Source organism: Pseudoalteromonas peptidolytica, assembly GCF_012641745.1.
Classification (GTDB): domain Bacteria; phylum Pseudomonadota; class Gammaproteobacteria; order Enterobacterales; family Alteromonadaceae; genus Pseudoalteromonas; species Pseudoalteromonas peptidolytica.
Window position 1 is genome coordinate 32625 of record NZ_WEHZ01000016.1, and the last position, 15362, is coordinate 47986.

The following is a 15362-nucleotide window of genomic DNA, read 5'->3' on the forward strand; positions in this document are numbered from 1 at the left end:
AAAATAAGCGGGTAATCAATCATGATTACCCGCTCTTGTATTTATCTTAAGTCATCAACTATGTTTAGGATTGCCGCTAACGTGTCTTGACCGAATTGATATGAACGTCTGTCTGACCAGCCAAAGTACGGGTCTGGTAGATTTGCATTGTCCTTAAACGGCATTTCAACAGTATAAGCCAACGCCTTGAACGTTTCACCCACAGCACATGAGGCCACGGTAAGGTTTGCTTCTCCCGGTGCATCTTTATCGTAACCAAATTCATCTTGGAACTCAGGTGTGATGGTTAACAGTGCCGCCTTAAACGATTCTTCTAAACGCGCTAATCGCTCGTCGTAACTTGGGATACCTTCACTACCCGCAACAAAGTTATACGGTAAAGCTTCATCACCATGAATATCTAGGTACATATCCAGCCCTATTTCACGCATTTTATTAAGCACGTAATAAACTTCTGGTGACTGTTCTAGAGTTGGTGTTTGCCATTCCCTATTTAAGTTAACGCCTTTTGCGTTGGTGCGAAGGTGGCCACGTACACTGCCATCTGGGTTCATATTTGGCACGATATAAAAAACGGCTTTTGATAAAAGTGCAGCGGCATGAGAGTCTTCGTCATCAAGTAGTTTGTGAAGTAGTCCTTCAACAAACCACTCTGCCATTGTCTCACCTGGGTGCTGACGAGCGGTTATCCAGATTTTTTTCTTCTCTGGTGATGGTTCGCCAATAGTCAGCAAACTCATATCTCTTCCGTCTAACGTTTGACCCAATGTCTCAACGACACAGGCATCATGTGACTGCGCCCAATAAACGAGGTCCAGGTGACGCTCATAACTATAAGGCGCAAAATATGCAAAATACGTGTGCGCGCACTCTGGTTCAAAATCAATAGTCAATGTGCCATTTTCATAGCGTGTTGGTACACGGAACCAAGTTTGACGGTCATAAGATGCAACAGCTTGATAGTCATCCCAACCTTCTGGGTAAGCAGAATCCAGTAACTGATTAATTTGAATTTTATGCTCTATGAAAGGTGTAGACTCAAGTCTAAAATGAAACCACTGGAAAAAATCAGATTCATTGTCTTTATTGATTTCTAGTTGGATATCTGTAGGTGATGTCGCGTTAATTACCTTGATATTCCCACTATCGAAATTGCTCGTAATGCGCATAGGTTTCCCTAAGTAAGTTAAAAATTGTTGTGTAAATACACAGTTACCAAACTAATACCAATTATCTTAACTAAGTGGTCTACTTTGAGGCGAAAAAATCATGTCGATAACTCCGCTGCCACATCCTGCTACTGCCAAGATACCTAAATCCAAGTAGGCAAGGCAAAAATTTTGCTATTTCAGTTGCTCTAAATAGCAAAATTTTTAACACAGTTAGCGTCAGATGTACCCCTTCAAATTGATCAAGTATTGTTGCTAATTGGTATAACTTCTATCCACCTTCAAGAAAGTAAATCACGGGGTAGTGTGACGAAATTTTCTCTTTCGTGTTCAAAATTAGCAGATAACATTTTGTTAGCTAATTGTAGCTAGCCTATTTTTGCAAGCCTACCACAACCAACTTATTTCAAAAACTAAAAAAGCCAGCTGGTGCTGGCTTTTTATCGCAAATTGTTATGTTAGCGAGGTAGGCTTGGGAATTTAACCTCTGCCATATCCTGCATTACACGTACAACCTGACAGCTATAGCCAAACTCATTATCGTACCAAACGTAAAGTACAACACGGTCACCATCAACGATAGTAGCCTGAGAGTCAACAACACCAGCATAACGGCTGCCTACAAGGTCTGTAGACACGATTTCTGTTGACGCAGTGTAATCGATTTGGTCGCGTAGCTCTGAGTAAAGTGAAGATTCGCGAAGGAATTCGTTTAACTCTTCAGCTGTTGTCTCTTTACCTAAATTAAGGTTAAGAATAGCCATTGATACGTTTGGTGTAGGTACGCGAATTGCATTACCTGTTAGCTTACCAGCAAGCTCCGGAAGTGCTTTAGCAACCGCTTTAGCAGCACCCGTTGAGGTAATAACCATGTTCAATGCCGCACTACGACCACGACGTTCAGCTTTGTGGTAGTTATCAATCAAGTTTTGGTCATTAGTGTAAGAGTGAACAGTCTCTACGTGACCATTCTTAATACCAAACTTGTCGTTAAGTGCTTTTAATACCGGTGTGATTGCGTTAGTTGTGCAGCTTGCTGCTGATACAATCTTGTCTTCAGATTGGATGTCTGAGTTGTTAACACCATAAACGATGTTTTTGATGTCACCTTTAGCCGGTGCTGTAAGTAGCACTTTAGACGCACCGATTGACTTGAGGTGTTTACCTAAGCCATCTTCGTCTTTCCAAACACCTGTATTGTCTACGATAAGTGCATTTTCAATACCGTATTTTGTGTAATCCACTTCTTCAGGTGAGTTTGCGTAGATAACTTGAATGTAGTTACCGTTTGCTTTGATCGCACCTTTTTCATGGTCTACTGTGATTGAACCATTGAAAGGACCATGAATTGAGTCGCGGCGCAATAAACTTGCACGTTTCTCAAGATCACCATCGCGGCCACCGCGAACAACGATTGCACGTAGGCGTAAATCAGCGTGAGAGCCGCCACGTTCGATAAGTAGGCGTGCTAATAAACGGCCAATGCGACCAAAACCATAAAGAACGACGTCGCGAGGTTCTGGACGTGCGCCTTGGTTTAGTAATTCTGCAAGTTCTGCATTTAAAAACTCTTCGATTGAGCGTCCTTCACCTGCATTTTTATAAATGTAGGCATAAGCTAGCTTACCAAGGTCAACGCGACCCGGTGCTAATTCCATTTTGCTGATCACTTCTAAGAATGGAAAGCTTTCACGAAGACGTAGTTTACGCTCTTCAAAACGCGCTACTGTTTTGTGTGCTTTGATAACATCAATGGTGCTTGCACTTACAAGAGGACGACCGTATACAGAGATTTCAACGCCTTTGTTACGGTATAGACGACCGATTAGGGGTTGCATGCTTTCTGCATAATCTTGACGCTCTTGCCAGCTATTTTGATATTCTTGCTCGTGAGATAAGGTCATTTTTTCTGCCTAATAAACAATTTTCTTTGAACGGATAGCCCTTTTGGGCACAGCTATTCTAATTTAAACTGTCGCGATTCTCCACTGTTACCGAACAATTCATTGCGCTAAACTAGTCGACCATTAGCTCTACCCTGTTTATTTGGGCTGCAAAGCCTATAATTATAAAAAATCATTGAGGTCAAACTATGGCGTTTAAAAAGTCGCTAGTTTTTGCAGCATTACTATTGGCTGGTTGCGACGATACCTTAACCTTGAAACAAGTGTGTAGTGAAACACCCGGGTTTTGTGAGGATTTAAATAAGGATAGTCATTGTAAAGATGAACGTGCAGAAGTGATTTATGCCCGTTATCATGAATACAAGTCTCCTACCGACGATAACAAGTATAAATTATTGAAAGATTTGGAACGCTACAACCAATGTGTTGCGCTCGCAGCCAAAATTGAACATATCAAATTAAAAGAAAAGACGACCTCACGCGTTGAGGGACACCTTACAGCATTAAAAGAAATGACCCGCATCTACCAGGAAACAAAAAATAGTAACCACCCTGGGTTACTCTACTACCAATGGTCCAGAAATAATGATCGTGCAGCCATGAACAAACTACTCAATATGCAGGATGACCCTAGGGTGCAAAATGATGCAGAGATCCAGCTATTCTTAGCTGAATTTTATGCCAAAGTAGATGATAACAAAACGGTCGATATTCTGTATCGAGTATTAGAGTTAAACAAGCGAGGCGAAACACCAAACCCTGAGGTTTACTCGTCGCTTGTGAGCATTTTTTATAAACATGAAAAGTACAAACACGCTTACACCTTTGCCCGGGTTGCCCAGCTATCTGGCGTGGAAGAAATAGACATTATTCCGGTAACGAATCAATTAGCAGCCATGGGTAAAGAGTTAGGTAATCTAGATTCTCTCGCGCAAAGAACCTATGAAAGTATTCAAGCTGGAGAGTTTGTCTCTCCGCGAGACTTTTAACTGACCTGAGGTTTGGATAAGGCATGTTCCAACTCTTTGTAGCTAGAGCACAACTTAGTTTTTTCCTTGTCTAGCCATAGAGTTTTAGCGAAAACACCGCTCCCGCGTCCTGCTCCCGCTAAGGTAACTACATCCTATAGGCAAGGCGAATTTATACCAATTTTCTTAATTAAGTGGTCTATTTGAGGCGAGAAAATAGCTCACTTAATTGAGATGACGTATTACACAGATAAAATGGGAAGCTGTTGCTTCCCGTTTTTAGTTATAGATTACAAAGACTACTACTTTGCTATCGCCACGTTTATAAACACAGCTGTCATTAAAATTGGGCAAACAAACCTAACATACTGCGCAAACCAGTAATGTGCACCACGAGATTCAAGGTGAAGTTGGTTCCCTCGCTTCCACACCCAACCAACAGTAACAAAGTAAAAAAGTCCCATTAGCGGCAACTGATACTGAGTAAACAAGCTGATCACAAGCTCAAACAACCAGTCAAAGTTCAATATAATGGTGCTTGAGGCTATAAAAATCACCAATGTGACCAACCAAGTTGCCTGCTTGCGTTTAAAGCCGTGGTTTTCAACCAAAAACGAAACCGGGATCTCCGTAGAAGAAATGGTGGACGTAACTGAAGCAATAGACATCAGTACAAAAAAGGTGAGGCTGACCAGTAATCCAACTTGTCCCATATTCGCAAATAGCTCTGGTAAAATCGCAAAAATTAACCGACCTTCACCAATCAACTTGCCATCTTGAAAAACTTGAACGCCATTTTGCTGCGCTACGAAAATAGCGGGAATAATCAATAAGCCTGCCAAAAACGCAACGCTTGTATCTAACATTGCAACACTGAAGGTCAACTTGGGAAGATTTTCATTAGGCTTTAAATATGAACCATAAATCATCATGCAGCCAACACCCAGCGATAGTGAGAAAAACGCCTGCCCCATTGCAGCAATGATCAAATCGGGATCGCTAATTTTAGCAAAATCAGGGATAAGATAAGTTCGAAACCCTTCTGCTGCACCATCAAGCGTAGCCATATACGCTATCAAACCAACCAAGAGTAAAAGCAACAGTGGCATTAACCTGCGCGACCACGCTTCAATACCAGACTTTACACCTTTGAGGATAATACTAGCCGTAAGTAGAAGCATCAGTGGTGTGAACAGGAAGTTTCTAAGTATCGAATCGCCACTAAGAAACGCATGCACACTATCCAGTTCAGCCATTTGTGCTAATGGATCAAGAGAATGAGACAACATCCACCCTGCCACAATAGAGTAGAAGCTTAACATCACGATAGCACCGCCAAGACCGATATAACCGGCTGCAGCGCCAACCTTTGGGCTGCGCTCACGCCATGCAGTTTTGAGTGCTTTAACTGGGTTTGCTTGCGCCTGGTGGCCTAAATACAGCTCAGTATAAAGCGCAGGTAATGCGAGTAGAAAAATTACCGCAAAGTAAACCAACAAAAAGGCGCCGCCCCCATGGTTTGCAGCCTGAGTCGGGAAACCCCAAATATTTCCAAGTCCAACAGCCGCACCAGCTGCTGCCAACACAAAGCCAAGCCGGCTTTGAAATCCATCGCGCGTATGAGCCATGTCTTAAATCAATCATTATTTTTGTAGACGGCTGATTATACGTACTTCCATTAAAAATGCGAGTGTAATGGGGTTGAGCTTAAAAACTCGAGTTTGGTGTATTGAGAAAGGCTAGCTCGGCCTCGGTTGATGCTCGCTTTAAAATTTCATTGCGATGCGGATAGCGTCCAAACCTGTCGATTATACGTTTGTGCGCCAATTCAAAGTCGTAATTGGGCAAAGGTTTAAAATATTGCTGTGCTAATGTATGTATGCTCGCGCTTTCACTGTGCATTAGTGGCATATATAAAAACATTAATTCAGTGTCATTAAGTTGTTGGTGATAGCCTTTTTCGATAGCATGTTGAGTTAAGCATAATGCTAATGGATCGCTGGCAAACGCTTCTGGAGTATTCCTAAAGATATTGCGGGAGAATTGATCTAATATAATGATTTCACACAGTGCCCCAACGGGCGATGTACGCCAACTTGAAAGTTCTCCCTGCTGCGCCATATGATGAAGGATACCAAAGCGATTTTTGATGATGCGATCAAAATCTGCTGACTTTTTCCACCAATCAGCTTCTGTACATTCAACAAACCAGAACTCGTAGACGTCTTTATAATTCATAATGGCACTCCCAAGTATCCTGTTGATAAAGTGCCATCACCGAGCAAATATTGCAACTTTTTTATTAGTGCAGTACAGGCAATAAATTTACTTATGCTACTTCTAATAATTTGGCATGAATTGATTGTACCACTTGATCAGACTCCTGCTGTTCCACCAAGAAACACAAATTGTGCTTGCTTGCACCATGGCATATTAGTCGAATGTTAAACTGAGATAACACATCCATTAAATTCAACTGGCATTGTCGGAGCTGGATCTCTGAGCCTATCATTGCAACTAGTGTTAGATTGTTTTCAACTGTGACATGACAAAACTCCCCTAGCTCATCTAGACACGCTTGCTCCAGCTCTGGACGAGATGCGTTTGGGGCATTATCAAGCGTCAGCGCAACGCTTATCTCTGAAGTAGTGACCAAATCAACCGAAATGTTGTAGTTACTTAAGATTGTAAAAATACGAGCTAAAAAACCACTTGCCAATAGCATCTCGGGACTTTTCAGTGTCAGTAAGATCTGGTTCTTACGTTGAGTTACTGCACGGATCCCCGCTTGAGCAGTTTTTTCTTTTTCAATCCAAGTTCCTCCTGCTTGTGGATCGCGGCTCGACCCGACAAACACTGAGATCCCTTTGCGGCTGGCAGGTAAAATAGTTGCTGGGTGTAGCACTTTTGCACCAAATGTCGCCATTTCAGCAGCTTCATCAAAACTCAAACGAGGAATTGGCCTCGCTTTTTCACACAAGCGAGGGTCTGTACTAAAGATACCAATTACATCGGTCCAAATATGCACACTAGAAGCATCTATCGCTTCTGCTAACAGTGCAGCACTGTAATCCGAACCACCACGACCTAGTGTGGTTGTTTGACCGTATTGGTCGCAGCCAATAAAGCCTTGCGTTACCTGAACACTATCATCCAGCAAATTAACAAGGTTAGCCTTCGCAGCTTCACGTGTGGCAGCTACATTAGGATTCGCTTTACCAAATTGATTATCAGTTTTGAGTACTTTTCTAACATCAAAACGAGATGCTTTGACATTGTGGTTTCTTAAAATTTGCGTGAACAGGTAGGAAGAAAAACGCTCGCCAAAACTCAGCACCTCATCACATTGTTGCCGACTCAAGGCAGGCAAACTGGCTAAACTCTCAAATTCAGAAAATGTTTGTTTGTAACCTTCAGCAAGGTCAGCATCCAAAGATACTTTGTCGATAATCGCTTGCTGTATGTTTTCAACCGCTGCAACAACTGCTTTGCGCCCGGCTTCATCTTCCTTTTGTTGAGTTAGCGTTACAAGGTGATTGGTTACGCCAGCACATGCGCTAACAACCACAACTCGAACATATGGATTGTCACGAACAATGTGAGCACAACGAGACATAGCTTCAAAGTCAGCGACACTGGTACCGCCAAATTTGGCTACAACATACTGCGAATTCATTTTCTCTCCTCTCGACCGATGGCACAGTCAAATTTTATAAGGAGAACTCGGCATGGGATTTCTAGAAAGACGAACGCTTGAAATGACCTTTGCCAGAAGCTCTCCACCAATACGGTGACAGTTCCGAGGATTCAGCCTCGTAAACCGAAGAATCGTCGCGACGAGCAACGCTTCTCCTCGGCGAATACTTCCCTCACTAGTGGTCATTGGTCTCGTCACCTCACACTAACTACCTAAGCATCGCGCCTCTTCTGTTTATTTTGCCTTTGCAAATATGAATAAAAGCAAAATAAAAGCCCGCAATAAATGCGGGCGATGTGAGAAAATTATCTTTTAGCCGTCTAGGTGTCAAGTAATTTATAAAAAACTTGTCCCAAAAGGGTGAAAATATGTGTAGCTCAAGTTAAATAAGTTGGCCTGCGAAATATGCCCCACTATAACCGACAGTGTAAGCAATAAGCAGATAGAAGCTCATTTTGAGATAACTTGAAAAAGTCAACGCTTTGACCTTACTCATCGCAATGATCCCTGCCGCAGAGCCGATGATAAGCATGGAACCACCTACCCCTGTTGCATAGGTAAAAGTCAACCACTGTGAAGGGGTCATGGTAATATCTGCTTTTAATAATGCAGCGGTTAATGGCACGTTATCGACCGCAGCACTCATCAAACCAACCAAATAGTTTGCATACTCTGGCGCAAGGTATAGATATAAATCAGTAAACTTAGACAGTACACCAACCTCTTTTAACGCACCAACTAAGAGCAATACACCAACAAAGAATAACAAGGTGTCGTATTCAATTTCACGAATATAGTCGATGATTTTTTTATTCACGTCCTTTTTGCGCATTAAAAATTGTGCCATTAAAAACATCAAGGACAGGCCAAATAGGAAAGTCAACATTGGCGGTACATGATATTGAACGCTCAAGAACAATGTTGCGAAAATCGTCGATAAGAAAATAAGTGCAATGGTAATGTCGGTCTTTTCAATTCTGCGTAATTCAGCCTTTTCAAAGGTAATTTTTTCATTCATACCAATAGAAAGCATGGCAGCCAGCACGAATACACTCAACATAGACGGCATGATCAGCAATAAAAGATCAGGGATTGTGACTTTGTCAGCCAAAAATATCATCAAAGTAGTAACATCCCCAGTGATCAAAGACACGCCGCCGGAGTTAACACTAAATATAATTAAGGTCGCATATTTTATTAGCTTTTTCGGGTCTAGTTTTAAAGACATGACTACAGCTAATGAAATAAGCGTCGCGGTAATATTGTCCGATATTGAAGAAAACACAAATGCAAAGGCACCAACTAAAAACATTAGCTTGCGTTCGCTAATATGGGTTGGCATGATCCGGTGAACAATATTTTGGATGAATCCTTTGGAGTTTAGGTAGGCAACAAATGTCATCGCCGCCATCAAAAACAGCCATAATGTGGCAATTTCTAGGATGTTATGATCTAGCTCAATTTGTACAATTTCTGGGCTTTGACCATGAATTGGAGAGATAAAGGCGATAATCCAACATAAAGTACCAAAAAAAAGCGTGGTTTTGGCCTTGTTTACATGAATAATATCTTCTATAACGATCAGTATAAAAGCGATGGCTATCAGGGTTAGAATAATGGGCGTAACCATAATGCGTAAACAACCTGTAATTAAATGTAACAAAGGGTGGGTTCGTTTTCGCGGCGGATTCTAGCACCATCATAGTTCCCATGCTACGTACGATAAACATTTTGTGACAAATTGATGAAGTAGTAATGTAACTTCTCTACTACCTACTGGAAAGTTATGATCCCAGCAAAAAAATTATTAAATACGATAAATGAGCACTGGAGCGTATTGGAGCTACTTTTTAAACGATTTAAGCTCGCTGATTTCAGTCTTAAAGATGTACAAAACATCCTAAAACAGAAAAACCCTAGCTGGTCTAGTGAGCGAATTTATAAAGAAACCAATCGATTACTCCAACAAGAAATAATTATTCCACTAGCAAAGTCTTCCCAGCTGGAGATCAATCGGGCGATTGCTGATTTTGCAAGCTTTTTACTGCAAGAAGAGAGCCTAGGCTTAGCGGAAGAAATTACCGTTTTGATAAAAGACCTAGAACGTCTGGGCAACCGCATAGCGCAAGCTGGTGAAGAAGCCGATTACTCTGAACTACGCCGTTTTAGTCGAATTATGGACGAACGCGTTCGTAAAATTGTTAAGCTGTTCGAACATAACGAAAGCGCTATCATGAACTTGGTTGAACAAGCTAAGTCTGATACCTCCACGCTGTCTCTTGGCATGAGGTATAAAGCCGTATTGGAAGCGTTTGACGAATATATCGAGCCGATGTTGGAAATGGTCGATATTCATGGTCCGTTCCAACGCTGCTTTGATCAGATAGAGCTTCAGGTCAGTGAACAAATTGACGAGATTGAACAATTGGGCCGTGGCGCTGCAGATAAACGTATGCTGGAGCAACTCAGAACACGAATTTTAGATATGCACCTCATTGGTAGAGAGAGCTTAAGCCGCAGCGCCGACCTACTAATGCCACTGAGAGAGGAGCTGCGCCGTAATACACTCATTACAAGACAAGCCTCTAAAGTCCTTGGACAAATTAGAAAACGCGGCGTTGACCGATTACTTTCACCAGTTCAACCAGAATTTGTTTCAGATATTCAACGTTTTAATCTTGGGCAAAAGCGTCACATGGTGGCTTATATGGCAAGTCTTGTTGAATTTGAGCATGAAGAGTATCAGCTGCCCGATCACGACGATGTACCTGCATATCAAAGCCCAACCATCCCAGATTACCATGCAGTAAAAACAAGATTTCAACAAACAGGTAAAAAGCGCCAAGCACTTCTGGGCTTTTTAAGCGATAGCTATCCTGATCTTGAAGCAGACGAAATGCTATTCCTTTATCAAAAGCTGATCAACGAATCAGATTTGACCTTAAGTCAGGAGCAGCAAAAAAGTAAGATCACTATCGCATCACATACTTTTTCTTTATATCCATTTAGTGCCAAAGCAAAACAAGATTAGCATGATGACAACAATTAATTTAGATATGCTCAATGAGCTCCAAGCCATCAACAAGAAACTGGTGAGCGGGTATCACATTAGCGAACAAGACACGACTCTTTGGCAAGAGCTAGACCAGCAAATAGAAAGCTATCAAGCGTTATTTGCTGCACTAGGCCATGACTTACAACATGATGCTAGAGGCTTTTATTACCTAGCAAGTGATGAAAGCACGCCAAATATGGGGAAAATCTCCCGGGCGATTGCCCTAACCATTTATATCTTGATCGAGCACTACGCCAACCAAGGTAAAGATCCGCTTCGCGTACTATTTGATGAAAGCTGTGATTTGGAGCTAATGCAGACCATAGTACAACTCAATAAGCACCTGTTTGATCAGCTTGAGATTTTTTCGGGTTCAGATCTTAGAAAGGACGTATTTTTGCGTATGGTAAGACTGGGTCTTGCCCGTGAGGTTGAGCAAGGCTTTATGCTACTTGCACCGATTTATCGCTACATTGACGCACTAATGGAAGTAAACGAAGAACAATATGATATTGAGGACGAGCTATGAGCGAGCAGTTGTACGGCTTAAGTAAACTAGCGTTATTAAATACCGCCGGATATGCGAAGTGTGTCATTCCTCTGAATAAAAGTGCATCTATCTGTGCGCCTAATAACACTGGTAAAAGCTCAGTGATCAATGCCTTGCAGTTCCCACTTATCAACGATTTAAGGCTGACAGAGTGGGACGGTCACGATTTAGAGGAAACGCGTAAGTTCTATTTTTCGTCAGATCAATCCTATATACTGCTAGAAGCTAACCTCCCCCACGGCGATGTCGTTATTGGCGTTGCAGGCCTTGGCAAAATTGCCGGTTACGCACACCAGTTTTTTTGCTATCAAGGCAAGCTGAATCTTGATGATTACACCCAAGGTAAAAGTATCATCAAGTACACTAAGCTATTTAATCATTTGCAGGAAAAGCAGCTAAAACCTGTAGAGCTAAAAGCACAAGAACTCAATGCCCTACTCACAGGCGGAGCCACGCCATTTGATGGTGATATCAACCTGAAGATGATCCCACTGAATAATGTCCAAGATGCGCCTGTATATAAAGAAATATTCCGCCGTATTTTGAATCTGCATAAACTCGGCGCGCAAGACGTAAAACGCTTTATGCTCAAGGTGTTCGAACGCCATATGTCGAACTCGAAAGTCGACTTTTATGAAGTCTGGCGTCGCGCTTTTGATAAGGTCAACCGCGCTCGCCGTGAGCTAAATGCGCTGGAGTCAATGCAAGAGCCAATTTCAGCCCTTGAGAAAATGCTTGAAAATGAGGCTGTGTTAAAAGGTAAATTGGCGGCATACGCACCAAAACTAGATTTAGCTTTGGTCGAATATGATAACTATCACAACGAGCAAATTGCGGAATTAGCTACACAGCTGGAAGATATCGAAGCAGAGAAGCGTGAATTTGAGTCTAAGCAGCAGCTGTACGTCCAACAGTCTCGCGATATCGAGCGTAAGCAAACCCAAATAGAGCAATGGTTTACCGATTTCCACGCGTTAAAACGTGAATTTGAACTGACCAATCATGCAACGCTTAAAACCAATTTAACGCTGTTGAAAAAGGAATATGAGCAACTTTCCTTCTCTATCAATAGTGCACAGGGGCAAAGCCTGCATACTCTTGATTTCCGTATCAACGAAACGCAAAAGCAAATTAAGAGTTTGAAACTGCAACTCAAGAATCTTGAGTTCAACTTGTTTACTCGTATGCGTGAAGATCTGTCTTTAAAAGAAGTAGAAGAGATATCACGAATTTTAAATCCAGATTTGTTATCGTTTTCAACCACCTCTCAGGGTGAAATTAGCATCACCGACGAAGATGCCTTTGGCGCGTTTTTAGAGTCACTGTCTAAATCAGTTCAAGGTGGAGAGCTTAAAGTACCTGGCGCTACTGTTAAGTTGAAAAAGCTCAGTCCAGTGCAAATGCAAAGCGGTGAGAATAAAGCCCAGCTGCAAGCACAGCTAGAGTCACTGCAACAATCGCTTAATGACTTAAAGCAACAGCGTGAAGTAGCTGCAAACGTCGCTGAAAAGCAAAAAGAACGTGATGCGCTTTATGATGAGCTCATGGCTACCGAAGCGGCCATGAAACGCTTTGAGCAATATCAAACCATGTTGCAATCGGTCGATGCTCAACAAGCCCTCAAAGAGCAGCTAGAGATGGAACGAGAGCAAGTTGATGAATATTTACATGATATTCAACGCAATGCAGGTTCAATTTCAGACCGCCGCTCTATCATTAAAAGCAAGCAAGACTTGTTGGTGCGCCAAGCCGACCGCCTAAAGCAAGTAAAGTCAGAGCGTATTGACCACACACTAGACCTATATTCGGGTAAGTTGGCACCGTACGAAATCGAAATTACGCTGGATTTTGATAACCTGTCAGAGGTGATCCATCAGTTTAACAAAGAATGTAATGAACTTAGAAACTTAGACGTTAACGTGCGTAATACCTACTTGCATATCTACAATGCGGGGATCACTAAGTTTGAAAACGAATCTGACGCTAACACTAAGTACCAAAAACTGATCAGCGCGTATCACAACCTCGATAACGAGCGAGATGCCGTCGATAAACAAGCACGTGTCGCGCTCACTGAGGTGGCTGCAACCATCAAAGGACTGCGTCAAGACTTAGAGCGCTTACGTCGTGAAATGAACAGTTTTAATAAAGGTATAAGCCAGCATCGGATCTCTAACTTGCAGGCGTTTAAGATCAATGTGATCCCTCGTAAAATGTTAGTCGATAGCATAGATACTATTATTAGCACGTCAGATTTATACGAAAAAGGCGAAAGCTTAGACCTACTGAGCGAGCAGCCGAGCTCAGAAAAATCGGTTAACGAGGCGAAAGATCACATCATTAAACTTGCAAGTGATAAAGCGGGATTGACACTCACCGATCTCTTTGATATTCGCTTTGAAGTCGTCAACCGTGCGGGTGAAACCGAGCACTTTGATAAAATTGACTCGGCAGGTTCAAACGGTACTCGGATCACTATCAAACTTTTATGTGGCATGCTATTTATTCGCTACCTATTATCTGATCAAGAGCAAGCGATGTATCGTATCCCTATTTACATAGATGAAGCCGCAGATATAGACCCACAAAACCAAAAAGCCATCATCGAAACTGCGCTAAGCTTTGGGTTTGTACCTATTTTTGCTTCGGTTAAACCACAGATCAGCTGTGACTACTTGGTACCTATCCGAAGTGTTGCACATGGAAGCCAAAACTGGGTAGACGAAAAAGATTGGATAGAGGTGGAACATTAATTCCAAGTTAAGGTCTTAGAGGCAATGATCAAGGGATGCTTTGTCTCTATCAATTAACAGCTTAACACGTTAAGGTAGAGTAAACATCCCACTAAGGAGTAAAGACACATGTTTAAGAATATTGTTATCGCCGCTTTGGTGTTAATGTTAGCGGCCTGCGCCAAAACCCCTGATTGGGATTATGACAAGTCTGTACAATTCGCTAACTACAAAACCTATGCCTGGTCGCCCGAAGCCGATCTGAAAAATGAAGGCCGTGAGTATCAAGTGAATGACTTAATGGAAAAGCGGATCCGCAGTGCCATTCAACAAGAAATGAGTAAACAGGGTTTCACCCTCACCGATCCGCAGTCGGCTGACTTATTGGTTAATTACCATGCTTCAGTGGATACCAAGATTGAATCGGACTCTTTACACACCACCTATGGTGCTCGTTGGAGTTACTGGGGATTTGGCTGGCAAACACAAACTACAACTCGTGAGTATGAAGTGGGCACATTAGTTGTGGACATGATAGATAAAGCGTCCAACCAGCTGATATGGCGCGGTGCGAAAGAAGGCCGTTTACGTAGCCACCAGTCACCAGAAAAAAGAACGGAGTCGATAAACAAAACCATCTCGGAGTTACTGGCTAACTTCCCACCACAGCCACAACACTAAAAGAATTAGGGTCAAGCCTTGGCTTGATCCTAATTACTCATCTTCATTCTGAAGGATATTAAGTCTTAGCTTTATCTACTAGGGCTTAATCAGATATAAGTGCCAAACTCGGCCATTCAACAGCAATGTCATATCTTAAATCCAATTGCGGCAACAGGTGCTCACCTAACTTGTATTTAGACAGAAACGTTTTAGGACGTCGGCTGTATTAGACGAACTTCGTATAAAAACTTCTATGGGCAAACAAGCAAGTTAAGGTGTGAACAGCGCTTGGCCATACTTGAGCGAAACGAAGCTGCCGAACATTGCGAGTCACTATAAAACGCTTGTTATGAGTAAGTTTCTAACTCGACCAGTGCTAATAGTTTACGCCCTAGATTAGTTACATTACCTGAGACTACGACGTTACCAATAGCTGAGTTATTAGCAATCGACTGACTTATATTAGTTACAACATGCCTTCCAGATGCTGCCCACACTATTAATATCCTAATATCCTGACACCCATTAATATCCTAATATCCTGACACCCATTAATATCCTGACACCCATCACACTATTAATATCCAAGCTGAGGACGTAAAGTAAAAATGTATGAAAGCACTT

The 15362-nt window shown here is 42.1% G+C and carries 11 protein-coding genes and 1 riboswitch; of the genes, 5 read left to right on the top strand and 6 right to left on the bottom strand.

Going from position 1 to position 15362, the window contains the following annotated elements; genetic code table 11:
• Positions 1–41: 41 nt before the first annotated feature.
• On the bottom strand, positions 42–1169 hold the full coding sequence (locus F9Y84_RS11845) for a M14 family metallopeptidase (RefSeq protein WP_147391213.1): 1128 nt from the start codon (positions 1167–1169) through the stop codon (positions 42–44).
• Between the two features lie 458 nt (positions 1170–1627).
• A complete protein-coding gene (locus F9Y84_RS11850; RefSeq protein WP_125254392.1) occupies positions 1628–3073 on the bottom strand; it encodes a glyceraldehyde-3-phosphate dehydrogenase in 1446 nt (481 codons plus the stop codon).
• Between the two features lie 188 nt (positions 3074–3261).
• Between F9Y84_RS11850 and F9Y84_RS11855 the strand changes: the two genes are divergently transcribed.
• Positions 3262–4062 carry a DUF2989 domain-containing protein gene (locus F9Y84_RS11855; RefSeq protein ID WP_125254393.1) on the top strand — a complete coding sequence of 267 codons (801 nt, stop codon included), beginning with the start codon at positions 3262–3264 and terminating at the stop codon, positions 4060–4062.
• 281 nt (positions 4063–4343) lie between these two features.
• Here the strand turns inward: F9Y84_RS11855 and F9Y84_RS11860 are convergent, their stop codons facing one another.
• The 4 genes from F9Y84_RS11860 to nhaD form a co-directional block, all read right to left on the bottom strand.
• Entirely contained in the window at positions 4344–5669 is a 1326-nt protein-coding gene (locus F9Y84_RS11860; protein WP_128732240.1) for a sodium-dependent transporter, read from the bottom strand.
• 79 nt (positions 5670–5748) lie between these two features.
• Positions 5749–6279, bottom strand: coding sequence for a DUF924 family protein (locus F9Y84_RS11865; RefSeq protein WP_128732241.1), 531 nt, complete (start codon positions 6277–6279; stop codon positions 5749–5751).
• A 91-nt stretch (positions 6280–6370) separates the two neighbouring features.
• Positions 6371–7717, bottom strand: coding sequence for a lysine-sensitive aspartokinase 3 (gene lysC, locus F9Y84_RS11870; protein WP_125254396.1), 1347 nt, complete (start codon positions 7715–7717; stop codon positions 6371–6373).
• Between the two features lie 88 nt (positions 7718–7805).
• Positions 7806–7976, bottom strand: a riboswitch (Lysine riboswitch).
• Positions 7977–8120: 144 nt separating this feature from the next.
• The gene (gene nhaD / locus F9Y84_RS11875) at positions 8121–9368 is read right to left on the bottom strand and encodes a sodium:proton antiporter NhaD (RefSeq protein ID WP_125254397.1); all 1248 of its coding nucleotides are present in this window, start codon (positions 9366–9368) and stop codon (positions 8121–8123) included.
• A gap of 156 nt (positions 9369–9524) precedes the next feature.
• Here nhaD and F9Y84_RS11880 point away from each other — a divergent pair, with 156 nt between their 5' ends.
• The 4 genes from F9Y84_RS11880 to F9Y84_RS11895 all read left to right on the top strand — a co-directional run bounded on the left by F9Y84_RS11880 (position 9525) and on the right by F9Y84_RS11895 (position 14756).
• Positions 9525–10769: a hypothetical protein gene (locus F9Y84_RS11880; protein WP_125254398.1), complete on the top strand. Its 1245-nt coding sequence runs from the start codon at positions 9525–9527 to the stop codon at positions 10767–10769.
• Between the two features lie 4 nt (positions 10770–10773).
• The gene (locus F9Y84_RS11885; RefSeq protein ID WP_125254401.1) at positions 10774–11322 is read left to right on the top strand and encodes a condensin complex protein MksE; all 549 of its coding nucleotides are present in this window, start codon (positions 10774–10776) and stop codon (positions 11320–11322) included.
• Positions 11319–14096 (top strand): coiled-coil domain-containing protein, encoded by a 2778-nt coding sequence (locus tag F9Y84_RS11890; protein ID WP_147390902.1) that lies wholly within the window; start codon positions 11319–11321, stop codon positions 14094–14096. Before F9Y84_RS11885 ends, F9Y84_RS11890 begins: the two co-directional genes overlap by 4 nt.
• A gap of 108 nt (positions 14097–14204) precedes the next feature.
• On the top strand, positions 14205–14756 hold the full coding sequence (locus F9Y84_RS11895) for a DUF4136 domain-containing protein (protein ID WP_147390901.1): 552 nt from the start codon (positions 14205–14207) through the stop codon (positions 14754–14756).
• Positions 14757–15362 lie beyond the last annotated feature (606 nt).